The organism is Aminobacter sp. 01T433, from assembly GCF_056398585.1.
Genome location: NZ_JBFTPR010000004.1, coordinates 179465 through 205311, shown reverse-complemented (window position 1 = coordinate 205311; position 25847 = coordinate 179465). Strand labels below are relative to the sequence as shown.

25 protein-coding genes and 2 pseudogenes are annotated in these 25847 nt (G+C 58.8%); 20 read left to right on the top strand and 7 right to left on the bottom strand.

From position 1 onward, the window contains the following. Positions 1-345: 345 nt before the first annotated feature. The gene (locus AC1DLV_RS08450; RefSeq protein ID WP_476799108.1) at positions 346-1557 is read right to left on the bottom strand and encodes an acyltransferase family protein; all 1212 of its coding nucleotides are present in this window, start codon (positions 1555-1557) and stop codon (positions 346-348) included. Continuing rightward, the gene (locus AC1DLV_RS08445) at positions 1554-2522 is read right to left on the bottom strand and encodes a class I SAM-dependent methyltransferase (protein ID WP_476799107.1); all 969 of its coding nucleotides are present in this window, start codon (positions 2520-2522) and stop codon (positions 1554-1556) included. The genes AC1DLV_RS08450 and AC1DLV_RS08445 overlap by 4 nt, the downstream gene beginning before the upstream one ends. Positions 2523-2735: 213 nt before the next feature. Between AC1DLV_RS08445 and AC1DLV_RS08440 the strand changes: the two are divergent. The 3 genes and pseudogenes from AC1DLV_RS08440 to AC1DLV_RS08430 form a co-directional block, all read left to right on the top strand. Further along, positions 2736-3373 (top strand): annotated as a pseudogene (locus AC1DLV_RS08440) (IS5 family transposase); the annotation flags it as partial. 117 nt (positions 3374-3490) lie between these two features. After that, a pseudogene (locus AC1DLV_RS08435) lies at positions 3491-4510 on the top strand (IS110 family RNA-guided transposase). A 412-nt stretch (positions 4511-4922) separates the two neighbouring features. Beyond that, the gene (locus AC1DLV_RS08430; RefSeq protein ID WP_476799106.1) at positions 4923-5129 is read left to right on the top strand and encodes a hypothetical protein; all 207 of its coding nucleotides are present in this window, start codon (positions 4923-4925) and stop codon (positions 5127-5129) included. Between the two features lie 47 nt (positions 5130-5176). Here the strand turns inward: AC1DLV_RS08430 and AC1DLV_RS08425 are convergent, their stop codons facing one another. From AC1DLV_RS08425 to AC1DLV_RS08405, 5 genes are all read right to left on the bottom strand, one after another. Beyond that, the gene (locus AC1DLV_RS08425) at positions 5177-6268 is read right to left on the bottom strand and encodes an acyltransferase family protein (RefSeq protein WP_476799105.1); all 1092 of its coding nucleotides are present in this window, start codon (positions 6266-6268) and stop codon (positions 5177-5179) included. Beyond that, positions 6265-8121: a methyltransferase domain-containing protein gene (locus AC1DLV_RS08420; RefSeq protein WP_476799104.1), complete on the bottom strand. Its 1857-nt coding sequence runs from the start codon at positions 8119-8121 to the stop codon at positions 6265-6267. Before AC1DLV_RS08420 ends, AC1DLV_RS08425 begins: the two co-directional genes overlap by 4 nt. Next, positions 8121-9059, bottom strand: coding sequence for a glycosyltransferase family protein (locus tag AC1DLV_RS08415; RefSeq protein ID WP_476799103.1), 939 nt, complete (start codon positions 9057-9059; stop codon positions 8121-8123). Before AC1DLV_RS08415 ends, AC1DLV_RS08420 begins: the two co-directional genes overlap by 1 nt. Positions 9060-9091: 32 nt before the next feature. Beyond that, positions 9092-10168: an NAD-dependent epimerase/dehydratase family protein gene (locus tag AC1DLV_RS08410; protein ID WP_476799102.1), complete on the bottom strand. Its 1077-nt coding sequence runs from the start codon at positions 10166-10168 to the stop codon at positions 9092-9094. A 642-nt stretch (positions 10169-10810) separates the two neighbouring features. Next, a complete protein-coding gene (locus tag AC1DLV_RS08405) occupies positions 10811-11059 on the bottom strand; it encodes a helix-turn-helix domain-containing protein (RefSeq protein WP_476799250.1) in 249 nt (82 codons plus the stop codon). Between the two features lie 143 nt (positions 11060-11202). Here AC1DLV_RS08405 and AC1DLV_RS08400 point away from each other — a divergent pair, with 143 nt between their 5' ends. The 17 genes from AC1DLV_RS08400 to AC1DLV_RS08320 all read left to right on the top strand — a co-directional run bounded on the left by AC1DLV_RS08400 (position 11203) and on the right by AC1DLV_RS08320 (position 25492). Next, positions 11203-11835, top strand: a complete 633-nt coding sequence (locus tag AC1DLV_RS08400) for a hypothetical protein (RefSeq protein ID WP_476799101.1) — start codon at positions 11203-11205, stop codon at positions 11833-11835. Between the two features lie 76 nt (positions 11836-11911). Next, on the top strand, positions 11912-12814 hold the full coding sequence (gene ehuB, locus AC1DLV_RS08395; RefSeq protein ID WP_476799100.1) for an ectoine/hydroxyectoine ABC transporter substrate-binding protein EhuB: 903 nt from the start codon (positions 11912-11914) through the stop codon (positions 12812-12814). Then, on the top strand, positions 12811-13470 hold the full coding sequence (locus AC1DLV_RS08390; RefSeq protein ID WP_476799099.1) for an amino acid ABC transporter permease: 660 nt from the start codon (positions 12811-12813) through the stop codon (positions 13468-13470). Before ehuB ends, AC1DLV_RS08390 begins: the two co-directional genes overlap by 4 nt. Then, positions 13460-14119 (top strand): amino acid ABC transporter permease, encoded by a 660-nt coding sequence (locus tag AC1DLV_RS08385; RefSeq protein WP_476799098.1) that lies wholly within the window; start codon positions 13460-13462, stop codon positions 14117-14119. The genes AC1DLV_RS08390 and AC1DLV_RS08385 overlap by 11 nt, the downstream gene beginning before the upstream one ends. A 120-nt stretch (positions 14120-14239) precedes the next feature. Continuing rightward, complete coding sequence (locus tag AC1DLV_RS08380; RefSeq protein WP_476799097.1) at positions 14240-14989, top strand: amino acid ABC transporter ATP-binding protein; 750 nt, start codon at positions 14240-14242, stop codon at positions 14987-14989. Positions 14990-15021: 32 nt separating this feature from the next. Then, positions 15022-16035, top strand: coding sequence for a succinylglutamate desuccinylase/aspartoacylase family protein (locus tag AC1DLV_RS08375; protein WP_476799096.1), 1014 nt, complete (start codon positions 15022-15024; stop codon positions 16033-16035). A 180-nt stretch (positions 16036-16215) separates the two neighbouring features. Next, positions 16216-16425 carry a transcriptional regulator domain-containing protein gene (locus tag AC1DLV_RS08370; RefSeq protein ID WP_476799095.1) on the top strand — a complete coding sequence of 70 codons (210 nt, stop codon included), beginning with the start codon at positions 16216-16218 and terminating at the stop codon, positions 16423-16425. Next, positions 16349-16987 (top strand): DUF2285 domain-containing protein, encoded by a 639-nt coding sequence (locus tag AC1DLV_RS08365; protein WP_476799094.1) that lies wholly within the window; start codon positions 16349-16351, stop codon positions 16985-16987. Before AC1DLV_RS08370 ends, AC1DLV_RS08365 begins: the two co-directional genes overlap by 77 nt. A 148-nt stretch (positions 16988-17135) precedes the next feature. After that, positions 17136-17417 carry a helix-turn-helix transcriptional regulator gene (locus AC1DLV_RS08360; protein WP_476799093.1) on the top strand — a complete coding sequence of 94 codons (282 nt, stop codon included), beginning with the start codon at positions 17136-17138 and terminating at the stop codon, positions 17415-17417. A gap of 153 nt (positions 17418-17570) precedes the next feature. Next, positions 17571-18323 (top strand): replication initiator protein A, encoded by a 753-nt coding sequence (locus AC1DLV_RS08355; protein ID WP_476836148.1) that lies wholly within the window; start codon positions 17571-17573, stop codon positions 18321-18323. 365 nt (positions 18324-18688) lie between these two features. Then, positions 18689-19210 (top strand): DUF2840 domain-containing protein, encoded by a 522-nt coding sequence (locus tag AC1DLV_RS08350; protein ID WP_476799091.1) that lies wholly within the window; start codon positions 18689-18691, stop codon positions 19208-19210. After that, positions 19207-19752 carry a S26 family signal peptidase gene (locus AC1DLV_RS08345; RefSeq protein ID WP_476799090.1) on the top strand — a complete coding sequence of 182 codons (546 nt, stop codon included), beginning with the start codon at positions 19207-19209 and terminating at the stop codon, positions 19750-19752. The genes AC1DLV_RS08350 and AC1DLV_RS08345 overlap by 4 nt, the downstream gene beginning before the upstream one ends. Positions 19753-19820: 68 nt before the next feature. Then, entirely contained in the window at positions 19821-20156 is a 336-nt protein-coding gene (locus tag AC1DLV_RS08340; protein ID WP_476799089.1) for a DUF736 domain-containing protein, read from the top strand. A gap of 3 nt (positions 20157-20159) precedes the next feature. Next, complete coding sequence (locus tag AC1DLV_RS08335; RefSeq protein ID WP_476799088.1) at positions 20160-20969, top strand: lytic transglycosylase domain-containing protein; 810 nt, start codon at positions 20160-20162, stop codon at positions 20967-20969. 247 nt (positions 20970-21216) lie between these two features. After that, positions 21217-22992: a relaxase/mobilization nuclease domain-containing protein gene (locus tag AC1DLV_RS08330; RefSeq protein WP_476799087.1), complete on the top strand. Its 1776-nt coding sequence runs from the start codon at positions 21217-21219 to the stop codon at positions 22990-22992. Between the two features lie 23 nt (positions 22993-23015). Next, positions 23016-24998 (top strand): conjugal transfer protein TraG, encoded by a 1983-nt coding sequence (locus AC1DLV_RS08325; protein WP_476799086.1) that lies wholly within the window; start codon positions 23016-23018, stop codon positions 24996-24998. A gap of 2 nt (positions 24999-25000) precedes the next feature. Further along, positions 25001-25492 carry a ribbon-helix-helix domain-containing protein gene (locus AC1DLV_RS08320; RefSeq protein ID WP_476799085.1) on the top strand — a complete coding sequence of 164 codons (492 nt, stop codon included), beginning with the start codon at positions 25001-25003 and terminating at the stop codon, positions 25490-25492. Positions 25493-25847: the final 355 nt, after the last annotated feature.

Below are 25847 nucleotides of genomic sequence, written 5' to 3'. Positions count from 1 at the left end.
ACAAGCGGATGCCCGTTGCAGCAAGCGCCCTTGTACAAGGATAGAGCTAAATTTGGATTCACGCCATGATGGCCTTCGCTCCAGGCATCATACTGCCTCGCAGTCGACAGATGATCGCTTTAGAGGAGCCGACACGGCCGAACTTGGCGTTATCGCTCCGGCTAACCCTCTATACTGAGGGCCAATCAAGAGGATCTCAGATTCGACGACGCCCTGCTAGGCGGCCGCGGTTCGGCCGGCGCATCACGGTCTGCGACACACGCTCGGCAGGAGAATGTTATTCGGCATTCCCGATGCGGGCCGCTTCGATCTGCCCTCTTCCCTCCATAGTAGAAGGAGGGTTCGCTAGACTTTCAAGGCAAGGCGTTTGCCTAGATTTCGCGTTCTGACCTCAATGACCCTGTACACAACTTCAATCCACAGAACACACGGCAGGAGGGACAACACCATCCCCACGCCCACTATATAATTTGGTTCGGCAATAAGTGACGGAAAAGTAACCACCCAGCACCTCTGAACTATCGCAAAAATGAGGAGGTGCCAAAGATAGATCGTATATGACCGAGATCCCAAATAGTTGAGCGCCGCAGAGACTCTGCGACCTAGCTGGAAACAGTCTTGGTCGAATGAAGCCACATAAACAAGCAGGGCCGCACCGGCGGTCGCAATCGTACTCGCCAAGGGACCGCTCCCAAAAAGTTTCTCGCTACCGAGCATTCCAATCAGACTGATCGTAAACGTAATCGCCCCCAAGGCAACAGCCTTGGATTTCGCGATTTTCAGCCCAACCGCTTCTCGATGCAGGCAGAAAATGAAGATGCCCCAAGCAAGACCATCGATCCGGACCCACCACCAGAAGCTATGAAAGCTACGATCCAAAAATGAATAGGTAACAATTGTAATCAAGGCACAAAATGCGAGTGAGCGTCTCGTGCTAGCAGCCAAGACAACCAGCGGGAACAGGAGATAAAACTGCTCTTCGAGAGACAGACTCCAGAAGTGCCCCAGAAGGGTCACCCCCTGCCCTGAAGTCATACGGTGGTATCCCCACAGGTTCATCCAATATGTCAACGACGCGATAGCTGCCGAGACATGGGTTTGGACATCGCCATAGCTGGAATACAAATTTGGACTCAGCGAAATAAACACGACAGTCGCAGCGATTGCGAGAGCACTTGCAGGCCAAAGTCGGAAAAAGCGCCTTATCCAGAAGGCCTTAATCGATGCCGATATACTCCTTCGCCTTCGGTGATCGGACCAAAAAGATCGGGAAATCACATATCCACTGATGACAAGGAATAAGTCAACGCCAATCCCAAAATTGAGTTGCGAAGTAATTTTGAAAACAGCGGTCGACCACGGAAAAAAAAATTGCGCATGCGCAATTAAAACAAATATAATCGAGATCGCCCTAAGCGTCTCGATATCAACAATAGTCCTCTTTGCACTGATCGCGCTGTGAGCTGAACTTTCTACAGCGACCTCCATCGATTGTAATAGAGGCCGATGGGTACGAGACGAGGTCAAGAGCCCTGCTGAACTTAAGCGTTCGCTCATTGTCCCTTCCCGACGAAACGGCGTACACCTTGATAGATACGACTACTTGGGTCGAGCCCAACAGACCTAGCGAAAGCGCTTACCAAGGTGTCCTTATGCGCAATCAGGTAGGCGAAGTAGTGAGGCAACTTTCCGGCATCGAGCAAGGCCGTATCGATATCTAAAATCGTTTGGAAGAACTCCTGTCCCTTTTCGGTATCGTAGAAGGCGTCATGATTTAGGCACCATGAGAGAATAAAAACAAACGTCCCATATGTCGGGATGATCTCGACTTTATCGAAAATCCGTTTCATCACATCGGGGATATCCGAGGAATGCACTGACTCCGTCGGATCATCAGTGATTAGCTCTTCCTTTGTGCACCAGCGCAGTTCAGGTTCCCAGGCCTTTTTCAAATCGGGGTCGATTGCTCGATAGAAACGTCGAGCAAAGTCTGCGTCCTCATCTGGATACTGGAAATAGTCAGGACCTATGTATTCAGCCGCCCAAAGGACTCCTCCCGGGGCAAGGGCCTTCTCGCATCGACTCAGAATAGCATTGAGATCCTCGATATGATGAAGTGAAGCAAAAAAGGTAATGAGGTCATAGCTATCCGGTTCGAGATCCACCGTGTGGATGTCCTTGCAGATAAACTCTGCCTTGTCAGCGATACCAAAGCGTTCTGCGGTTTCTCTCCCGGCACCTAAAGCAACCGGGCTCACGTCGTAGAGATCATACTGCGAAATAGCTCCCATAGAGAGCAAGTGCAATTCGCTCTGGCACTTGCCGACACCGATTCCGAGTGCTTTCAGGTTCCTCCGACCATTCAGGTACTTCTTGTGAAACCATTGTTCGCGAGACTCGACGCCACCCAGAAGCTTGTGAAGCCGTTTCTTGGCAAGGGGGTGAAAAGACCACTCCGCCCGGAGAAAAGCCTCGGCAAAATGCTGCTGATCCCAGTGATCTGCTGTGCGTTGATGGTCCATCTCTGCCCTTATCTCGCTTTGTGAGGGTCTTAGCATATTCGCCACAATAGGGAAGAACTGGAGCGAACCCCATTTAGACCAGATGACGAAGATGTCGCAGCCACTTCGAAGGTGCGCAAGCTCGAAAAGCGCGTTCTCGATCTAAGGCCCAGACCCATAGAAATGTTGGCATCGCCTCAGGTTTGTGATCCTCGACTCCGAAAGGGAGGGGTGATGAATCGGGACCATTTCTGGCTCACAGAAGAGCAGTTTCGCCGTATCGAACCTCATCTTCCGACTGACACGCGGGGCAAGGAACGCGTCGACGACCGGCGTGTCAGCGGTAACGTTCAAGTTCTGAAGTCAGGCGGGCGCCGGGTCGATGCGCCGCCGGACTACGGGCCGCGCAAGATGCTCCACAATCGGTATGTCCGCTGGGCGGCCAAGGGTGTGTGGACGGATCTCTCTCACGCGCTTGCCAGTGCCGGTGGTCCGCCCGAGCAGACTCTGATCGACTCGTCCGCCGTGAAGGCACATCGCTCGGCTTCGGGCGGTAAAGGGGGGAGCAAAATCAGGCCATCGGGCGCTCGCGGGGCGGCCGAACGACCAAAATCCATGCCCTGACCGATCGCAGTTGTCGCCCCATTGCCTTCATGCTCACCGGCGGCCAACTCGCTGACTGCACAGCGGGAGGCGAGTTGCTGAAACGTCCGCCAGACACCCACATCCTGCATGCCGACAAAGGCTATGATTCAGATGCGATCCGCCGCCAGGTCGAGGCCAGCGGCACGATGCCGAACATCCCACCAAAGGCCAACCGTCGTTCGAAAAACTGCTTCTCCCCGGTGCTCTATCGCGACCGAAATGCCATCGTTATGAGATGCCATAACGGGGCCTGCATCGCGCACTGCCCGTTATCGCTTGCATGCTGATCGGTCAGCTGGCGAACGTCCCCGTATCTGGTCTTCCAGGAGGATTACGGGACGAAACTGTTCATTGGATTGGATGTGTCGCTGGCGAAGACCGCAATCTGTGTGGTCAGCGAGCATGGCAAGATCGTGAAGGAGGCGCAGATTGCCCGTGCGCCCGAAGCGCTTGTGCGCTGGATCAGGGAACAGGATGGCACCATTGCCGCCATTGGCCTTGAGGCAGGCCCCTTGTCGTAAAGGCTGCATCGCGGGATGACCGAAGCGGACCTGGACGTCGTGCTGATGGAAACCCGGCAGGTAAAAGGGGCGCTAAAAGCAATGCCGATCAAAACGGATCGGCGGGATGCCAAAGGTATCGCACGGCTACTCCACCTCGGGTGGTTCCGGCCCGTTCACTGCAAGTCTCATCGCAGGAGATCCGCGCCGTGCTCGGAGCTCGCAAGGCCATCCAGCAGGGCATGATCGCTTTGGAGATGTCTCTGCGTGGGATGCTGCGGAACTTCGGGCTCAAGGTCGGCGCCATATCTCGCGGCAGGTGCGACCTTCGCATCCGGGAACTGGCGTTCGGCAATCCCATGCTCGAAGCAGCGACAGAACCGATGCTTCGGGCGCGGGCGTCCTTGCTCCATGAATTGGCAGGGCTAGTGCGCCACGTCCGCAACTTGGCGCAGGATGACCCGGTACGCCGTCTGCTGATGTCCATGCCCGGGATCGGTGCGGTTGTGGCGTTGACCTAGCGATCGGCAATTGATGATCCCGCCGGCTCACTTCATCGAAGAAGGTAGGGCCATGGGTAGGCCTCATCCCGTCGCGCAACCACTCAGGCGAGCGCGACGCCTCAGGCGGCATCACCAAGGCCGGCGACGTCAACTTGCGCCGGGCGTTGTGTCAAGCCGCGACCGTCATGATGCACCGAGGCCGCTCGACATGGCTGAGAACCTGGGCAGCACAGGTCGCTCGCCGCCGTGGCCGGCGCGCGCGATGGTTGCCTTGGCCCGGCGCGCCGGTGTGATCCTTCATAGGATGTGGGTCGATGACACCGACGTCCAGTCGGACATGACGGTGCCACTTGCGGCCTGAAGATCTGAGTTCTCAACCGCTGCCTGCCTGACAGCAGGCCCTCGAGGTCCCCCCAGGGACGCGGTTCCGATGATGCCGTGGTCCGGACTGTGCCGATCCACATCGAGCACGCCAATGAGATGGGCACATCGGAATTGCATTGAACCAGCATCATGTTGGCAGCCCCGCGCTGACCACGGACCGAAGCATGCACCCGGGGTGATCTCAGACGAGGGCGGCAGTAACTACAGGACGGATCAGAAAGAGCAAGGTTCATAACCGCACCTTTGCGGCCGACCTCCCATGAGCAAAACCACTTGACTGGGATGGCCTCGTTACCGAAGTCTGGGCCCTAGAATGGATGCTGGGCAGCGAGACCATGGAAAACGCGATCCCCTTGGGTGTCCTGGAACGATGCCGAGGACGTTTCCCAATGAGCGCCATCGCCAGAACGTTGGGCATCGCCCGCTGCAATCTTATGGAGGGCCCGCCTCACCAGTTGCGCGCCCCCTATCACAAGCGCGAGGATGCCGATCTGCTGGCCGACGTCAAACTGGTCATCGGCAAGCGTCCGACCTATGGCTATCGCCGTGCCACAGCAGTGAACAAACGCCTGCCGATCCGGAATCCGGGACATTAGGTCAGTATTTGCAGTGGCCGGCTCGATACGCGATCAATGTTCAACATCTATCCAGTGATAGCTTCGTTAGCTGGACCAGTTGCGCTGAGATTCGATTTGGTCTTGGGGGTTTTCGGCTTGATCTTTAAAGCCGGCTGCTCGATCAACTTCCATGAAGCCAGCCCGAATATCAAAGTTGGCACCAGCGCGAATAGGAAGTTTGCCCAGTGGTTTCCCGAATTTGCTAAGTAGTTTGCGACAATCTGCTGAAAGAGAAAGCCATAGAGATAAGTTCCGTAGGAAAAGTCGCCAAACTTTTCTGCCCAGGCAAATCGTGGAGGCGTGGCATGTCCGATCGCGAGCGTACAGTATGGAATTACTATTAAAGAAATGATTTCCGAACGTGGCCAATCAGTAGCAAGCAATGGCAGCAGCAACATCATTGCCAACGCAATTTGTAGGTTAAAATGCTTAGGTCTGAACCATAGTCGAAATACCATCCCCCAGACGAAATAAGGAGCCATTTCGACGGCGTTCACCAGATTGGTTCCCCAGAAAACGGTTGGGTGCTCTGGAATATTCCATCGAGCGAACCAGACGGATGCAACAGAAAGCGCGATGGCTGCAACCCATACATGATGCCGCGATGAAGGCAGTAACAAGACTACCGGAGTCAAAAGATACATCGAGAACTCGACCGGTAGTGTCCAAAGTGAACCGTTAACGGCATTTGGATAAACGTTGTCGGCAAATAGGCCCGGAAGATCGTATCTTGGCAAAAGAACTATGTTCTCGAAATATCGCCAAGTTCCAGAAGTTGAGAAATATGCACCAGGTGTTAGAGTACCTAGAGCTGGACCAACAAAAAATACGGTAAAGAAGCAAAGCACGATAAGCGCAGGAAATATCCGCAGCGCACGCCGCATTAGGAACCTGGGTAGGTGAGGATCTCTAATCCAGCTTTCAGAAATCAGATACCCACTGATAACGAAGAATACCTTGACCGAGATAGTCGAAACTGCATTTCCAAGATAACTGGGACCGATTCCCCCAGTAAGCGGAAATGAATGCCCGTATAAAACCAGTATCGCAGCGATCAAACGGATTGCTGCGAAATTATCTTGGCGTCGGTCTGAGTTAAAGTTAGAAGGGCTCGTCATTTTTTGGAACTGCGATGAAAGAGACTAGTTCTTCTCCACGACCTCGATCTACGCAATCGAGCAAGTAGCACAGCGAGCTCAGCCTCTGTTTGGTCGATACAATCCTCGATCCGAGGGTCTTTCCGACCTCGAAGCATCGATGGCCAGCGCATCGGAACCGACCATCGCCAGCTTCTAGACGACAATATGCGCACGATCTCCTTCAGGTAGCTTGAATGGTCAGCCGCAACAGCTAGACCGGTCGGGGTGACATTATGCAGCGAGCGAAGCCCGCGCAGTTGTCGGGTGGTGCCGGCAGGAAGTATGATGGGAAGGGTGTCCAGTTTCCGGTGTATGGCTTGATAATTTGCGTCCCATTCGCTTTGATCATGAACCGTACGAGAAGATTCAACCGATGATCTCCACCAGTGATAAATAGCGGTCACCTCATCTGCTGCGCAAACGCCTACAATCAAGGCGCCACGCAAGAAGAAGTCCCAATCTTCAGTGGTCGTCAAGGATTCATCGAATCTCACGTTCAGATCGTGAAATAGTCCGCGTGGGAAAGCGAGCGCAACGGGAGGAGTCTCGTTGGTAATCAGATGCTGCAGCAAATCAAACTTTGCCGGATATGGCTCAAGTCCACCTACTGCCCTTACACCAGTACGCTCGCGGACATCGACAGTGTCCACATCTTGACGCGCGGCAATAGTGCGAAGAATGGCGCCTGGTTGTTGCTCGGAAAGCTTCCGGAAGGTGGAAGTCCAATGCGCCATCGGGACGTCATCATCATCGAGGATCGCGATGTATTCTCCTTCCGCCTCCTCAAAACCACGGTTTAGAGGCCTCACACGATTACCGTCGTCAACTCTGATGAGACGGCAGCGTTGCCGCAACCACTCCGGTGTGTCCTCCAGCGTGCGCTCTACAGATTTCTGCTGCTCGGGCGTCAGGCGATGTCCGATCACCAGCAACTCAAAATTACGATCCTTTTGACCTGCAAGAGCCGTCAATGCTTCTACCATACAATGCGGTCGCTTGCCCTGTGTGCGCATTACCACAGACAAGAATGGTCTTTTCGGCTGCCGCGCTATGTCTTCGACATATGCGTGGCGGAGTGATTGGGGCCCCGCTGTTACGAGCTTAACAAACTGATTTACCGTGGCGGAATTGTTGACCCCGGTTCTCAATCTCAACAGAACCGCGTTTAAAGTAGTCCCCTGTGCGAGTGCTGGATGCGTATAGGGAAAATGTTGATCGCTCTTCACGATGTGCACGTCGTTACTATCGACGACGTGCAGACCCGAGGCTTGAAAGGTTCGTGTCAGCGAGTTTCGGCTGAACAGTCGAACATGGGTGTGGTCAAGTAGGCCTTCGCGGGTGTAATCCCATTGACCAAATGCCAGCTTAAATCCAACGTCCTGATGCCCGTTGTTCGGTACGCTTATAACAGCGGGGGCATTGCTCTCCCTGATTAGTTCCCTAATCGCGCGTAGCACATCATCGCCGTTTGGCAGATGCTCGAGTGTGTCCAACATAGTGAGTGACCGAAGTTTGCGTCCACCGACGATCCTCGTAAGGTCGGACACGATCTGATTGTAGGATTCGAAGAGCAACTCATATGCTTCAAAGCCCCGTGTCCTGAGTGAGGCCGGGCCGTGTGGCGCCCCGTCGACGCCGACGTACTTGAGGGCAAGTCGATGCTGGATTGGCTCCGCGATCCGTCCAAATCCGCAGCCCAAATCGAGGTGAATGCCCTCATTGTGATCTGCTTCAGACTCTACTGCCCGATAGCGCTCAAGCAATGCGACCGAATGCCCGTAGACGTTGTCATGTTGGAAAGCATTGTCGTAGAGTTCATCCGGGTTAAGCATCAGAGCGAATACCTGTGTTTGGCGTAGAAATGACCCTCAAACTCCCCAATCAGATGCTTTGGGTCCCGGGGAGCGGCGAGTTTGTTGTTCAGTTTTTTGTTCTCGTAGTTCTTTAGGGCGGCCGCCTCATCTGGGCTGCCGTTTCGAAACCACCCTGAAATGCGATCAACGAGATCTGGCCGAGACCATTTATGGGCCATCATAAGTGCAGCCTCGGCCGAGTAGCGTCGTTCGGCTGCAGAGGGTAGCCACGCGCCATCGCGAGCTACCCGCTTGTCATGGAAAACCACGGCATTGGGGGAGAAAATTACCTTATAACCGGCTTCCCGCACACGCCAGGAGTAATCGACGTCATCGCAGTAAAGGAAAAAACTCTCTGCATCAAAGCCATCAATGGTGTGAAAAAGCCTCGTTGGCGTTAGCGCACAAGCTGTTGTTGCCCATCCAGTCTCACCTGTAGATGGATCATAGCTTTTGGGATGCTCGATCGGCAGCTGTTTGGCCTCAACCATCCCGGCCATAGTCATATAGAAAGGCCGCAGCATATTCTCAAATAGGCGGGGAGACACAACAACGTCCGGATTCAAAATAAGCAAGTAGTCGGTATCGGCAAACGCCGCTAGGGCATTATGTCCCCGCGCAGATCCAAGATTTTCGCCGAAAAAATTGTAAGAAAGCTCGAACGCCCAAGCGAATTCATCTCTCAGACGGGAAAGCGCGTCGTCAGAGAGGCATGGTTGGGTGGATGTGTCGCCATAGCTAACGCGAATGCGTGACACTGGACCTTCTGAGATCGCTAAATCAGTGGCCCTGGCAAGTGACTCCAATGCTCTATGGATGGAAGACTCATCCATTTGGAAAAGTATCGACTGAACTTGAATCGACACTTTCTCCCGATCAGGGCGTGGCAATTCAAGTTTGCTTGTTTCGTTAGTCATTGCCTGCCATCCGTACTACAATTGGGGCTAGTTCAGATGTGGCCGCGCGCGACGAGCCAGTCGCCAACTCTCTTGGCCCCTTCGTCAAATCCTACTTTCGCGGTCACTCCAGATTTATCGATCATCTCAGCCACATCGGCAACGGCTGAACGGACATCACCGTCGCGGAACTTTCCGCAGACGACGGGCGCCGGTGCTCCATGCAGTGCTGCTATGATTTGAGCAGCTTGTATAATGGTTGTCTCCACGCCGGATCCAACATCGAATCTGTGGTCGTCGTCATCGTTGCCTAAAAGGATGTTGGCGAACACGTCAGCGACGTCCTCGACGTGGACGAAGTCTCGCCCGATCAGGCCGTCCTCATATACCGGGATCGATTGCCCGGTTCGTGCCAGCCGATGGAACACGTTGATAATTCCCGTGTATGAATTAAAGGGTGACTGACCCTCTCCATAAACATTTTGCAGGCGTAGAATACTCAAAGGCACTCCAAATGCCCCACACCAAGATGCGAGGACATGCTCCTGTGCCAGCTTGGTCGCGCCGTATATGCTAGTCGGGCTAGGAAAGACGTCTGCCGCATTGTGAGGAAGCGATATTGCTGCGCCACCGTCGATGCCGGCTGGGCTCCACCGGCTCGCCGCAAGCATTGCATGCGTCCGTGGCTTTGGATAAAATTCCCGACCACTTGATACGTCTCGCCATTTACCTTCACCATAAACGGCCCGACTGGATGCGAGAATGATCCGCTTCGGTTTGACGCCGGCACTCGCCAAAGCGTCCAGCATTTCCGTCGTTCCAACGACGTTGACCGAAGCATGCCTTGTGCCTTCAGTAAGAGACTGTGCTGTCCCAGTCTCGGCAGCAAGATGAACAATCTTGATAGGCCTATATTCTGACAACACGTTTGCCCATGTGATGGGATCGCGTACGTCGCGCTTTAGAAGGACCACACGTTCATCGAGGAACTCAGGACGGGTACCTGTAGGATGAACCTGGTCGAGAAAGCTATCGACCGCTACTACCGGAATGCCAGAGCCGCTAATTCGTGAACTGAGTGCGGAACCGATGAAACCTGCGCCGCCAGTTATTAAAATGCAGTCTTTCATGCTCGCCCCTGAAGGTCGGTACAACTTCCACAAGAACCACCAGTTGGCAGTCGGTCCCACTTAGGCAAACCGTATCCCCCTGTCAATTGTTAGTGGCCGACCACCAAAATAGGTGGCCCATTGTTACCTCAGAGGATCGTCCTCTAATTTCCTATTAAACCAAGATTACCCCAAGTGCCTCATGCTCTAGTTTTATGAAACAAGACACTGCGCTCTCTGCGCCAGTCTATAATTAGGCGATACTGAGCAAGGATAGTCTGGCTTTTACAACGTGCGTCAAATCCTTCATCTAACGGACGCTCCTTTTAACCTCGCGATGGCCGCGTGGACGCCTACTTCGTTATGACGGCGATCGAGACGATCCGCCCGTAGCGGCGGACCTTCAGGTAAATAGCGTCGATCCAGATGTAGGGCCGATCGTCCTAGATCGACCCTCCAGGAATGCCTTACCTTGTCGTCTATCTCCTCGCGCAGCCGCGAGGCGTGGTTCATGGAGATGCCCCTTATCCCCATCTCACTCGCGATCAATCAGCTTAGGGTGAAATGATCCCCATCGCCTGCATGCAATCGCGCATCGTCCTAAAAGTGTGAACGCATACCGTTTCAAGAATTGGCAGATCGTCCGCCACAAGCAGCTCAACCTCACGCGTCGCTGGCTCGTCGCGCAAACCGCACGCCCGCTCCACCGCCGTTCTCCGGAATGAACTCAATACCCGCGAGTTCGAGTGCGCGATGAATTGCAGTAAGGTTGTTGCGATGAGGAGTACGTGTTCCCCGTTCGAAATCAACGACAGTTGTCTTAGATACCGCGGCAGCCTCGGCTAGTTCGCCTTGGCTCCAGCCAAGCATAGCTCTCGCCCCTCTGCACTGCGCTACTGAAATCGAACCCATCATACAAAGTCGTTATTTTTAATTGACATTGGTCAAAAAACTCGGGTTAATGGCAACCGCTGGTAAAACTAGCAAGACGGTCGACGAGGTGTTGCCACACCCCGTTCGACCTGACCAAACCCAAGCTGGTTGGAGCTCGGATCATGGCTGATTCCGACAATACCACAGCTTTGCCTTTCGTCATCCCGGGGAGACGAAGGAAGAGTTGTGCTGTGGATGACGATGCAAAAGGTGACGCCACGGTTGGCGCCAGACTCGCCGAGAGCATTGCCACACGTTTTCTTGCGCCCATCGACCCATGCGTGGTCCTGCTGCAAGAGTGGGAGCACGCACGCCACATGGTCGTGGTGCTGTGTCGACTGCAGCAACGTCTGGAGACACGGATAAGAAACGCCCTCGGGTCTCCTATTCCTGGCGGCGCAACAGCCAAGGATCGGAAGGGCACGTCGAAGTCGGCCCTGACAGATCAACAGCAGACGCGTTGGGACGCGCTTGACCATGAGGTCGGATATTCGCGCGTCCGTGCTGCCGAGATCGAGGCCGTTGAGGCTGAAGAACAAATCGTCGACGCCGTAGCAGTCACACAAGCGCAGTCACTTCGCGGGGTGATCGCCAAACTGACAATCATTGCCGGCGGCGGCGAGAGCCAGGGTGACACATCGTCATTTCCCTGGCCGCAAATTCAGTCGGTTCTGGATGACCTCAAGCACCTGAGCGAACGCGACCGGCCCGACGACAGCCTTGACCTAGACGGAAGCAATCCACGGCGAGGCTGAACGTACTGCAGGATCGCGGGAGGCGAGACTGTGACCAAGCGCGGCAACAAACATCAAAAGTCAAAGGGAGAGAAAAATGAGCTTGAGAAGTCCAGCACGTCTTGCACGCATATGGAGCGCATTGCTTACGCTGATCGTTGTCATGCTGGGTGGCCCGGCCTTAGCCGAGACCACCAAAGAGCGGGTCTTGCGCGAAGGCAAGATCGTCATTGGCATCCACAACCGCTCGCCCTGGGGTTTTCGCGATGAAGCCACGGGTGAGGCAAAGGGATGGCACCCGGACCTGCTGAGGGCTGCGTTTTCCGAGCTCGGTGTCAAGGAGCTCGACATCCGGGTCACCGAGTTCGGGGCTTTGATCCCGGGTCTGCTGGCAGGGCGCTTCGATGCCGTTGCGTCTGGTCTTTCCATCACACCAGAGCGTTGCCGGCAGGTCGCCTTCGGCTCTCCCGATCTGAAGGTCCACGACGCGGCCATTGTGCTCGCTGGTAACCCAAAACAGATCCATGGCTTTGCGGATATTGTCAGCAAAGACATCATCATGGGTGCCGGACGCGGCAGTGTCTCGGTCAGGAATGCGGCTGCAGCCGGGGTGCCGGAAAACCGTATGCTGCTGTTTCCCGACATTGAGGCCAACATCTCGGCCCTGCGCTCCGGCCGTATCGATGTGACGGTACTGTCGTCGCCGACCGTGATCGGGCTGCTCGCCGGCGGCAAGGCCAAGGGCCTGGAGAGTGCGACCCCGTTTGTGACGACAGACGAACAGGCCACTTATGCAGCCGTCGCCTTCCGCACCGAAGACCAGGATCTGCGGGGGCTGTGGGATGAACGACTGGCTGCCCTGACGCAGGACGGCACGGTGACCAAGATCATGGCCCGATATGGCTTTGGCGCCACGGAGGTCGTGCCCAACACCGTCACCGTGGACAAACTCTGTGGCACTGGCAGCGACGGTGCTGGCACTGTGGGTGCGGGCAAATGAATATGCTCGAGATCTGGCTCGGCATCCTGCAGGGGTTTCGTGTCACCGCATTGGTGACGCTCTATGGCCTTGTCTTTGCCATTCCCTTCGGCCTTGTCTTCGGCGTCGCCCAGTATCTGACGACAGGCCCGGCGCGGTTTGTCGTGACCTCGATCATCGAGTTCTGGCGCAGCTCTGCCGTCATCATTCTGCTCTTTGTCTTCTACTACGCCCTGCCCTTGGCCGGACTGGCGCTGTCAGCGATGACGGTTGCCGCCATGGTGCTGGGGCTCAACATTGGTGGTTATGCCAGCCAGGCCGTCAGAGCCGGCCTGCAGGCCCTGGACCGTGGCCAGAAAGAAGCTGGCCACGCACTTGGGCTCAAACGCTCCACCATCTTGTTGCGCATCGAACTGCCCCAGGCACTCGTGGCGATGAGCCCGACCTTCATCAATCAGCTGATCCAGCTGGTGAAGGCGACATCGCTGGTCTCTCTGGTCACGCTGACCGACATGACCTTCCGCGCCAAGGAGATCTCCCAGATCGAGTACGATCCGGTGCCGATCTACACCTCGCTGCTGCTGGCCTACTTCATCGTCTGCTATCCGGTCGCGCTGTTCGGGCGCTGGGCGGAACGGCGCATCAACCCGGCCAGGGAGGCGCGTCGTGGCGTTTGATTTTGGCTTTGGGCTTTCAACCGTGCCCACCATCTTGAGCGCCATCGGCATGACGCTGCTGGTGGCCGCCCTCAGCTGCATTGGTGCCTCTGCGATCGGGTTCGGCTTTGAGCTGATCCGCCGCTCGGGAGGCGTCGGAGGCCTCTTCGTCGGCTTCGTGATCGACTTCATCCGGGCGACGCCGGTTCTGGTCTGGCTCTACTGCTTGTATTTCATCTTGCCGTTTTACGGCATTCGCCTTGGTGCGCTTGCCGTCGGCATCATCGGGCTCAGCCTCTATTACAGCGGCTATCTCGCGGAAGTATTCAAGGCCGGCATAGATGCTATCGCCAAAGGCCAGGCGGAAGCCGCAAGGGCCCTGGGGCTCGGCAGGATGGATGAGACCATCTTTGTCATCGCCCCGCAGATGCTGCGCAATATCGCAGCCCCCATGGGCAACTACTTCGTCTCGATCCTCAAGGCGACGCCGTATCTGGCAGTTCTGGCGGTGCCTGAGATGCTGGGCCGCGCCTTCGATATTGCGTCTGACACCTATCGCTATGCCGAGCCGCTGACGGTTGCCGGCCTCATCTTTCTTGGTCTCGCACTCGTCATCTCGCAAGCCATCAAAAGGCTTGAGATGCGCCTGCTTGGTCCGACAAGCAGATAGCTCAGCGGCCGGTAGACCAGCAACGGGTCGCGCGTCTTACGAACGTCACCGTGCACGCTCACCGGCGAAGCCATCCACCCACAATAGCTCGCTGTCATCAGCGGACCGTAGAGAGACACCATGACCCAGACCGACGACAAGCTCGCCGTCCAGATAACCTCGCTCAACAAATGGTATGGCACCTTCCATGTGTTGAAGGAGGTCGACCTCACCATCCAAACTGGGTCCCGCGTCGTGATCTGCGGACCTTCCGGTTCGGGCAAATCCACCCTGATCCGCTGTCTGAACGGGCTCGAAGCCTATCAACAGGGAACCGTGACCCTGGGCACGATCCGCCTGGGCGACAACGCGAGCGAAACCGCGCTGGCGCGGCGACAGACCGGAATGGTGTTCCAAAGCTTCAACCTGTTTCCGCATCTGACGGTTTTGTCGAACTGCACCTTGGCCTTGCGCCGGGTTCTTCGCATGCCGCGCAACGAAGCCGAGAGCCTGGCACGGCATTTCCTCGAAAAGGTCCGCATTCCCGAACAGGCGCACAAATACCCCGCGCAACTGTCAGGCGGCCAGCAGCAACGCGTGGCCATCGCCCGCGCGCTGTGCATGAACCCGCGCCTGATGCTGTTTGACGAGCCAACCTCCGCACTCGATCCCGAGATGGTCAAGGAGGTGCTCGACGTCATGACTGGGCTCGCCCACGAAGGCATGACGATGATCTGCGTCACCCATGAGATGGGTTTTGCCCGTGAGGTTGCCGACCAGGTCGTGTTCATGGATCAGGGTTGCATTGTCGAGCAGGCGTCTCCCTCGACGTTCTTTTCGACACCCAATCATCCCCGAGCCCGCTCCTTCCTCAACACGCTGTTGCATTGAAGAGCTGTGCATTGACGAGAAGGGAGGTACCAGTGACAAACGGCACACGCATTTGGACGGACATCGATTTTGACAAAGACGGCAAGCAGATCGCTTGCCTGCGGCTGCCGTTTTCGAGCCACCGCTCAGCCTATGGAACCATTCCGATCCCGATCGTCGTTATCAAAAACGGTCCTGGGCCAACCGCCCTGCTTGTCGCCGGCAATCATGGCGATGAGTATGAAGGTCAGGTTGCGCTCAGCAAACTGGCCCGACAGCTTGATGCAAGCGAACTCAGCGGCCGCATCATCATCCTGCCGGCATTGAACTATCCCGCGGTGGATGCAGGCAAACGGGTATCGCCGCTCGATCAGGGCAATCTCAACCGGCTGTTTCCGGGTTGTGCCAATGGCTCGCCAACCGAGATGATCGCCCACTACGTCGCAGAGGTGCTGCTGCCTCTGGCCGACATCGTCATCGACCTGCATTCCGGCGGCACCTCGCTGTTTTATTTGCCGTGCTGCCTGATCCGCACCGGCAGGAGCGAAGCCGAAACAGCTCAACTCATCGAACTCATGCATGTCTTCGGCGCGCCCATCGGGTCGATCAGCGACGGTTCGGGCGGCGGCGGTGCGACAACACTCTCAGCAACAGCCCAGGCGCTCGGCATTCCAGCCCTGACCACCGAACTCGGCGGCGGGGCATCGATGTCACGCAAGGGAGAAACCCTTGCCCGAGACGGAGTGACGCGCGTGCTGAATCACATAGGCATCCTGCCCGACGCCATCGTCGAACCGGCAGGGCCAACACGATCGATGCGGGTCGATGGCAGGCATGCGTTCACCTATGCGCCGGTCAGAGGAATCTTCGAACCAGCTAGCGAAATCGGCGACACCGTCACCGCCGGCCAATGCGCGGGCGTCATCCATCCGATAGCAGGGTCCCATGAGCCCCCAACGCATATCCGTTTCACCCAGTCCGGCCTTGTCGCCTGCCGCCGCGCGCCGGCCCTCACATCTGCTGGAGACTGCCTGTTTAAGCTGGTGACCGATGTCGAGCGTTTATGACGCTAGTCGATCGCGGATGACAATGCCTCCAACGATGGCAACATGGTCTGGCGTCGACTCACCCATGATGGATAGGCGCTCGCCGCCTCCTTTCCTCACAATCTGTCAATCGCCATTTTTGGCGATATCCTCGGTTTTTCCATTGCCCTAGTAAGTAGTCCGCAATTTGCTGGGGGATGGATGAAGCCGGATTCTTCTGAGTGGCACAGCTCACAGGCTTATGATTTCACCGGAAAGGTCCCAGCGGACGCACTTGCCTGGGAATTCCTAAGAAGGAATCCAACCTACCAGCAAGAGTTCGCAGACATCCACAATGAAGGTTTCACGCCTTCCTCCTCCGCGAAAAGGCTGCAGAGACGGTGGGGGCTGCGATTTCCCAGCCAATCCTGAGCGGCCGGCGGCAAAGCAGCAGGTTTACTGGACACCAGAGGTCGACCCCGGCGTCATCCTGCTCGTCAATACTCCGCCGCTTTTGGCGGAGGACTCGGACGTCCAGGCCGCTTTACCGCCGGCAGTTTCACAACGTGACGAAATCGGAGTGCATATGCGCAATTTGTCTGCAGCAAATGGCTGGCAGATTGCGCTTGTTCATGGCACCGACAGCACGCGCCCCCTAGCAGCAATAGTGCCCCTCGACGCCAAGGCACTCGAACGACTTTCATCGGTCGACAGGTTTATAAGATCGTACAAGGGACGCAGCGTACGGGACCCGCGGCTGACGTCATCACAACGGACTCGACTTGCTCGCATGCTTCGCGCCCTGGACGGCCGCATTGAAGGCGCCTCCCATTTCGAAATAGCCCATGCGCTGTTCGGCTCGCGCTTTGTCATCGCAGCGGAATGGCAAGAGTCACCATTTCGCTATGCAACGCTTCGCCTCATACGTGACGGCCACAAGATGATCGATGGCGGCTATCGCCAGTTGCTAAGGTTCCGCCGTCGCGGCTCCTGAACTCTAGTTGGCAAGTCCAGCGCCACTTTGTCTGTGCGAATTAGACCCCCCTCATTTCGCACCTGAACAGCGCTTTACCCCTTCTCCATCATCACCTGTGTCCGCCGCTTGATCTCAACGGCAATCACAAACGCGATGGAGACATCAGATGAACGGTCGAACCACCGGCTTGCCGCCGCGCTTTCTGCGCACCAAGGAAGCGGCCCATTTCCTCAGTCTCTCCGCCCGCACCCTCGAAAAGCATCGCACCTACGGAACCGGCCCCGCCTATCGCAAGCTTGGCGGCCGCGTCGTCTACGCCATCGACGACCTCGAAGCCTGGGCCGATCGCGGCGCGGTGACGTCCACCTCCGATCCGCGCGGCACGGTCCTGCCCGCCAAGCGCAATCCAACGACGCCTCCGGCACATGCCGGTCGCTACGCCCGCTGACTGCGCGGCGGTTCTCTTTTGTCGGCTCGGACTCGCCCACAGTCGGAACGCGGACAGCTCGATCTGTTCCATGCGCTTCCCGGCAATTTCGCACCCCGCGATGCGCAGGACCTCATGGCCTACCCATTCTTCTCCCTCGCAAAATCGAAACGCGTGACGCCCATCGACTTCAAGGCGGGCGATGAGACCATCCGCGTTGAGGCCGTGCCGGATCATGGCATGGCCACGATCTGGGACGCCGACATCCTGATCTGGGCCGCCAGCCAGATCGTCAATGCTCGCGACGCTGGCTTGCGCACCTCGCGCCTGATGGCGACCACACCATACGAAATCCTGACCTTCACCGGCCGAGGCGTCGGCGCGCGCGATTACCAACGCCTGAAAGCCGCGCTCGATCGGCTCCAGTCCACAACGGTCGCGACCTCCATTCGCCAGCCTGCGGAAGGCCGCCGCCATCGCTTCTCCTGGATCAATGAATGGCAGGAGCGCACCGATCGCGAGGGACGGCCCTTGGGCATCGAGTTGATCCTGCCCGACTGGTTCTATCGCGCCGTCCTCGATGACGCGCTCGTGCTGACCATCGACCCGGCGTATTTCGATCTGACCGGTGGCCTCGAGCGCTGGCTCTACCGGATCGTACGCAAGCACGGCGGACGGCAGTCCTTCGGATGGAGCTTCGACTTCGCGCGTTTGCATCAGAAGTCCGGCAGTCTCTCGCCGCTCAAGCACTTCGTCTACGACCTGCGTGACATCGTACGCCGGCAGCCCCTGCCCGGCTATCGCCTCGCCATCGCGCGCCAGGCCAATGGCCCAGACATCCTCACCTTCGTCGGTTCCGATCCGTCTTTTTTCACTCCGCCGCGCCCGCGACGGAAACCGTCAACGCGCTTTGGGGAAAAGCTGTGAATTCACTCGTGCTATCGGGGACCGCCCCTATCGTGCCATCGGGGACCCGATCCTCGTGCTATCGGGGACCGGAATCGACGATTCATCGTCGCGATTCAAAGCCTTGCGGCCGCCGTAACTTATCTAACCTAGATTCCTTCGGAATCTTTCTAACGGACCCGCGTCTTGGCAGGCTTGGGGATAACACCGCCAAGCCAGCGAGGAGCTGCCCATGCGGCCGGTTTCACCGCGCGGCCTACAGTCGACGTCCACGCCCGATCTGCGCGGTCGCATCAAGATCGCCGCGTACAAGCGCGACATCCCATCACCGACATGCCTCCCGACCTGGTCGCGCGCGAATTCCACGCAACATCAGGAGACAAAACATGACCTACATCGCAGCCTCCCGCATGCGCGGCGGCCCGACGCTGGCCGCGCTCCCAGTCAACAACCTCATCCATGTCGAACTGACCTGGATCGAAAAGAAGATCGAGCACTGGATTCGCTTCGGCGCGTCCGCTCATGAACAGATCCTCGACCGCCGTCGTAGGATCCTCTCCTTCCGGCCCGGCACCGTCTTCGCCTTCGTGCGCTGGGCCTCGAACGACTTCGGCACAATCATCTCGCGCATCGACATCGTGCGCGCCGTGGCACGCGGCGAAGCCTACCAGACGCTACCCTTCGTGCGCCCCGGCGGCGACATACTGCTCAAGATCGAGAGCTGGCCTAAGGTCGAGCGCGTGCTGCAGGCGATCGACGCCATCGAGCAGCTCGGCATCGATCCAGAAGCGGTCTCCGCGGACTATTGGCGGCACGCCCACAACCGCGTGACCGCCGGACAGGAGCCGCGCACCTATTCACTCGAGCAGCATCGCGCGTTCCTTCTGCGCCGGAGGGCGGAGCCATGAGCCGCATCGCCATCGTCCTCTCGACGGTGTTCGCGACGATGGGCGCCGGCTATCCGGCGCTCACGCCGATGCCGATCAAGCTCATCTGGAACGCCTCACCCAGCGTGCCGATCGGGCTTTATGAGATCGACTTCGACGGTCCGTTCGAAGTCACCGATCTTGTTGCCGTCGACGCACCCGAACCTCTCGCGACGTTCCTCTCCGAGCGCAGCTATCTGCCCAGGGGCGTACCGCTCCTCAAGCGCGTTCGCGCGGTTTCCGGCCAAACCGTCTGCCGCAACAACCTTGCCATCACCATTGACGCCATCGAGGCCGGCTCCGCACTCGAGCGCGATCGCGCCGGCCGCGAGCTGCCCGTCTGGCAGGGCTGCCAGCACATTCCGACCGGCGAAATCTTCCTCATGAACTGGCAGGTCCGCGACAGCCTCGACGGCCGCTACTTCGGCCTCACCTCCATCGACCAGATCATCGGCCGCGCCGTCCCGCTGTGGACCGACGAAGAAGGCGACGGTCGCTTCGAATGGCGCGCACCCATGCGGTGAGCGCGCAACAGGCGACGCTTCGCCGCGCCGTCCTCAGCATCACCGCAACAACAGAAAGGACCCATATCGTGGCTCAGATCGGACAGTTTACGCGCGAGGTGACAGGCTTTGTCGGACGCGTTCACACCCTCACCTTCCACCTTGAACTCGCTATCGTCTCGGTCGATCCGGGCGACACCGAGAATGCGCCCGACTACCGCATCCATCGCGGATCGGAGGATGGACCGGAGGTCGGTGCGGGCTGGACGCGCACGAGCGACAAGGCGGGCGAATACATCTCGTTGCAGCTCGACGATCCGACCTTCGACGAGCCGATCCGCGCGCGCCTGTTCCAGAACGGCGACGACGCCTCCTCCTGGTCGCTGAATTGGAACCGCCCGCGTGAGCGCGGCGAGAAAGCGTAAGCAATGCAGTTTCCGGGCATGTCATCACCGCAGCGGCGGCGGCACAAGCTGTGCCGTCGGCTGGCAGATGGAAGGCGGCGCGTTGGCCCGCGCCTTGCGCTTCTTCTCCTTTCCGGCCTTCTCCTCCATGCTTGCGCGACCGGCACTGCTCTTGCCGAGCCAGTCGCTGCACTACAACCGTCACAGACCGATCTCTATGCCGCTCACATCGCCGATGCCTCGAGGCGTTTCGGCGTTCCGGTCGCCTGGATACGCGCCGTCATGCGCACGGAGAGCGCAGGCGACCAACATGCCGTCTCTGGTGCCGGAGCACGCGGCCTGATGCAGATCATGCCCGACACATGGGAGGAATTGCGCACGCGTCTGTCACTAGGTCGCGATCCCTTCGACCCACGCGACAACATTCTGGCGGGCACCGCCTATCTGCGCGAGATGCACGACCGCTTCGGTTCGCCGGGGTTCCTCGCAGCCTACAATGCGGGGCCGGCGCGCTACGAAGGCTATCTTGCAGGGCGTCCATTGCCCACCGAGACCCGCGCCTATGTCGCGACGCTCGCCCCTCTTATCGGTGGAGGTCCGCTGACAGATTCAGCGCCGAGACCCGCTGCGTCGATCACGGCGGAATCTCTAGCATGGCGTCGCTCATCGCTTTTCGTTCCGACCGCCGTTGGCATCGTCGCCGCAGAGCAGGCGCAATCCGACAGCGACAAACCCGCAACGGTGGAGAGTGCCAGCGTGCGCGATGTCTCCGCCACCACACCGCGCTCGAACGGCCTCTTTGCCGTGCGTATCAGCGCAGGAAGCCCGCAATGACGGTTTTCGTGGCGTGGCGCGGACTTGCGTATCCCCGGAGAGGATGTGCGGCACCTTGGGGAGGCGCAGGGAAACACGACAGGGTAAGGCAAGATAAAAGCGCCAGCGCGGCCGGAGGCCAAGTCATTGACATGACTTGCCTTTCGCTCGGCATGGCGTTCGGTCGCGGGCATGCTGCCCGGAATTGGCCAATGATTACAACGGCTCCGCATGCACAGCCCGCCTCAGTCAAGCGGGGCCGACCGCAATGAGCCAGGGCGACAGCGATTTCCGGATCAAGCCAGGGCGCATCCGTTCGACACGGGCGCCGAAGGGGAAGGGCTTTATCCAGCAAGTCCTGCGCGCCGCCCAGAAGGCAGGGCATACGGAGGGCGGCTTTTCCAGGACCGCGACCGCCTCGCGGCGTGGTCATTCCACGTTCGGGCGAGGCCGCAACGTCTTCGGCCGCTCGCGACTGTTCAGCGGTTCTCGCCGTGTCGTGGTCGCCGCTCGCATCGCCCGTCACCAAGGCAAGGCATTCCGTTCAGTACCGCTCACCGCCCACGTCTCCTATCTCAAGCGCGAGGGCGTCAGCCGCAACGGCGAGAAAGGCGTCATGTTCGACGCCAACACCGATCGCGCCGACGATCTCGCCTTCGCGGATCGGTGCAAGGACGACCGGCATCATTTCCGCTTCATCGTCTCGCCTGAGGACGCGGCTGAAATGACCGATCTCAAGGCGTTCACACGCGATCTCGCCCGCCAGATGGAAACCGATCTCGGCAGCCGCCTCGAATGGATCGCCGTCGACCACTGGAACACCGACAATCCGCATGTGCATCTGCTCGTGCGCGGCATCGACGACACTGGTTCCGACCTCGTCATCTCACGCGACTATATCAGCCAGGGCTTGCGCTCCCGGGCTGAGGATCTGGTCGACATCGAGCTCGGCCCCAAGCCCGAGCAGAAGATCCGCAACACTCTGGAAAAGGAGATCACCGCTGAACGCTGGACCCGCATCGACGCCGAGATCCAGCGTGCCGCCGACGAGATCGGCTACGTCGATCTCAGACCCAATCAGTCCGGCCCGTCTGATCCCGAGCTGCGTCGCCTCATGGTCGGTCGCCTCCAACATATCGAAAAGATGGGCCTCGCCGTGCTGGGCGAGCCCGGACAGTGGGTGGTGGGGCTCGAAGCCGAACGAACGCTGCGCGAGCTCGGCATGCGTGGCGACATCATCAAGACGATGCATCGCGCCTTCACCGGGCGCGGTCAGGATCGTGGCGTCGCCGACTATATGGTCGACAGTGGGGTATCCGGCAGTCCGATAATCGGTCGCCTTATGGATCGCGGTCTTCACAACGAGCTGACGGGCGAAGCCTATGCCGTCATCGACGGCGTGGACGGACGCCCTCACCATGTCCGCTTCCGTGGCGTCGAAGCCTTCGACCAGGCGCCTGCCAATGGCGGCATCGTCGAAATCCGCCGGTTCGGCGGCCCGGATGATCATCGCCCGACCCTGGTGCTGGCCACCCGCTCCGATCTCGACCTTCAGGCGCAGGTCACAGCGCCAGGCGCGACCTGGATCGACCATCGGCTTGTCGAGAGAGAAACCATCCCGCTGTCGCAAGCCGGCTTCGGCGGCGAGGTACGCAATGCCATGGTGGCGCGCGCCGAGCATCTCGCCGATCAGGGGCTCGCCCGACGCGACGGCCAACGCATCGTCATGCAGCGCGCTCTCCTGGCCACGCTGCGCCGGCGCGAACTCGATGCCATTGGCGAGAAGCTCTCGATGGAGACCGGCCTGCCGCATGTGAAGGCGCGGACCGGCGAGCATGTCGCAGGCACTGTGCGCCAGCGCCTCACCCTCTCCTCCGGCCGCTTCGCCATGATCGAGGTTGTTAAGGGTGATGGCGGCCTCAGCTTCCAGCTCGTGCCCTGGTCGCGCGAGCTCGACCGCAAGCTCGGTCAGCACGTCGCCGGCGTCGTCAAAGACGGCGGCATCGAATGGTCGATCGGCCGCAAACGCGACCTCGGCCGCTGACAACGACAAGAAGGGAGCTCGCCATGTCCGCGACAAAAATCCTCTGGGGGCAAATCACCGTCGTCTTCCTGATCGTGATCGCCACCACCTGGGCCGCCACGCAGTACGTCGCCTGGCAACTGGGGTTTCAGGCGCAACTCGGCACACCCTGGTTCAAACTCGCCGGCATCCCCGTCTACTATCCGCCGGCCTTCTTCTGGTGGTGGTACTTTTTCGACGCTTATGCCCCCGAAATCTTTAACAAGGGCGGCGTCATCGCAGCGTCAGGCGGCTTCATCGCGATTGCCGTCGCCATCGGCATGTCAGTCTGGCGCGCACGCGAGGCCAAGAATGTCCAGACCTATGGCTCGGCGCGATGGGCCGAGATCAAGGAAGTAGGGGCGGCGGGCCTGCTCAGGGCGGATGGTGTGGTGCTGGGACGGGTGGAGCGCGACTATCTGCGCCATGACGGGCCGGAGCATGTGCTGTGCTTTGCGCCGACCCGTTCTGGCAAAGGCGTAGGCCTTGTCGTTCCCACGCTGCTGACCTGGCCGGGCTCGGCCATCGTCCACGACATCAAAGGCGAGAACTGGCAGCTCACAGCCGGATACCGCGCTCGGCACGGCCGCGTGCTGCTGTTCGATCCGACCAACCCGAAATCGGCAGCGTATAACCCCCTGCTCGAGGTGCGCCGCGGCGACTGGGAGGTACGCGACGTTCAGAACGTCGCGGACGTGCTGGTCGATCCAGAAGGCTCGCTGGACAGACGCAACCACTGGGAAAAGACCAGCCACTCGCTCCTAGTCGGTGCGATCCTGCACGTCCTCTACGCCGAGGGGAACAAGACGCTCGCTGGCGTCGCTGCCTTCCTGTCGGACCCACGCCGCCCGATCGAGGGGACGCTGTCGGCGATGATGACCACAAGACATCTCGGAGACGCCGGACCGCATCCCGTCGTGGCCTCGACCGCGCGCGAGCTCCTCAACAAATCCGACAACGAGCGCTCCGGCGTGCTGTCGACCGCCATGTCCTTCCTCGGTCTCTATCGTGATCCCGTCGTCGCCGAGGTCACCAGCCGCTGCGACTGGCGTATCGCGGATCTCACCACGGAGGCACGACCGGCGACGCTCTACATGGTGGTACCGCCCTCCGACATTTCGCGCACCAAGCCGCTGATCCGCCTTGTCCTCAACCAGATCGGCCGGCGGCTGACCGAGGACCTGCACTCCAAAGAGCGCAAGCACCGGGTGCTCATGATGCTCGACGAGTTCCCCGCGCTCGGCCGTCTCGACTTCTTCGAATCCGCTCTCGCATTCATGGCGGGCTACGGCATTAAGAGCTTCCTCATCGCCCAGTCGCTGAACCAGATCGAGAAAGCCTATGGTGCGAACAATTCGATCCTCGACAACTGTCATGTCCGTGTGAGCTTCGCGACGAACGACGAGCGGACCGCCAAGCGAGTCTCAGATGCCCTTGGAACCGCGACCGAGATGAAGGCGATGAAGAACTATGCCGGTCATCGGCTATCGCCTTGGCTCGGCCATCTTATGGTCTCGCGTTCGGAGACCGCGCGCCCGCTGCTCACCCCCGGCGAGGTCATGCAGCTTCCGCCAACCGACGAGATCGTCATGGTGGCCGGCACGCCGCCCATCCGCGCGAAGAAGGCTCGCTATTACGAAGACGTCCGCTTCCGCGAGCGCCTCCTACCCCCACCCGATCCGGAAAAGTCCGGCCTGCCCCGGCACAGCGATGACTGGTCAACGCTACGACCGCAGAAGCCCGATCCGGCGCTGATGGCAGCTCATGCGCCCGACAACGCCAATGCAGGCCTGCGCCGCGAACCGGAGCTTCCCGATCACGTTGCCATCGTCAAGGAAACCACAGATCAGCGCCCCGCCGAAGAGTTCGCGCATATCCTCGACGACGAGCCCGAAGATGCAGCACGCCAGCGCCAGGCGCTCAGCCGGCAGATGACAGGCATTGCCCGCCAAGTCTCGCTCGATCCCGGCGACGGTATGGAGCTGTAGTCATGCGTGATCGTCTCAACCTCACGCTTCCGGTCGAGCTCATAGTCCGGATCAACGAACTCGCTGGGCGCAAGAAGCTTCCACGATCCGCGATCGTCGAAGCCGCCGTCACGTCTTTCCTTTCGCCGGACCACTCCGACGCCAAGGAGGCGGCGTTCGCGCGGCGGCTTGACCGCCTTACCCGCCAGGTTCAACGCATGGAACGCGATCTCGGCGTCACGGCCGAAACGCTCGCACTCTTTGTACGCTTCTGGCTGTCGATCACGCCACCGCTTCCGCCCGAGGCGCAAGCCGCGGCACAGGCCAAGGGGCGCGAGCGCTTCGACGGCTTCGTGGAAACGCTCGGCAAGCGGCTACAGAAAGGCCAAAGTTTCTTGCGCGAAATTCCCAACGACATGCCTCCATCCACGTTTGACGATCAGTCTGGAGGACCCAGCCGCGGCCACGACCAAAATGAAGTCACATCAGCGACTTCATCCAACGTAGTAACGTAACTACATTTTTGATGGAGGGTGAAATTCCCATCACCACTTTATCGAGCCGCGATCTCAATTAGGACGTTGGGCGCGCAAAAACGCGGCTTTGAATGGCCCGGACTTCATCACGGACCGAGGCAAACCCGCCCATGTACTCCTCGGCATAGAAGAAGTATCAGCGACTGATCGGAAAGCGCCGCAATCTTGTTGAGATATTGTCCGTGGTAGGATTCGCTGAAGCGGATTTCGATCCACCTAGCGCCACCATTGAAAGCCGCGCGGTCGATCTTTCCTGACGTTTCTTCTTGAGACGAACATCCTTTCCGACTTGCGCAAGGCCGGCGATGGCAAAGCGGACCCGAATGTCGTCTCG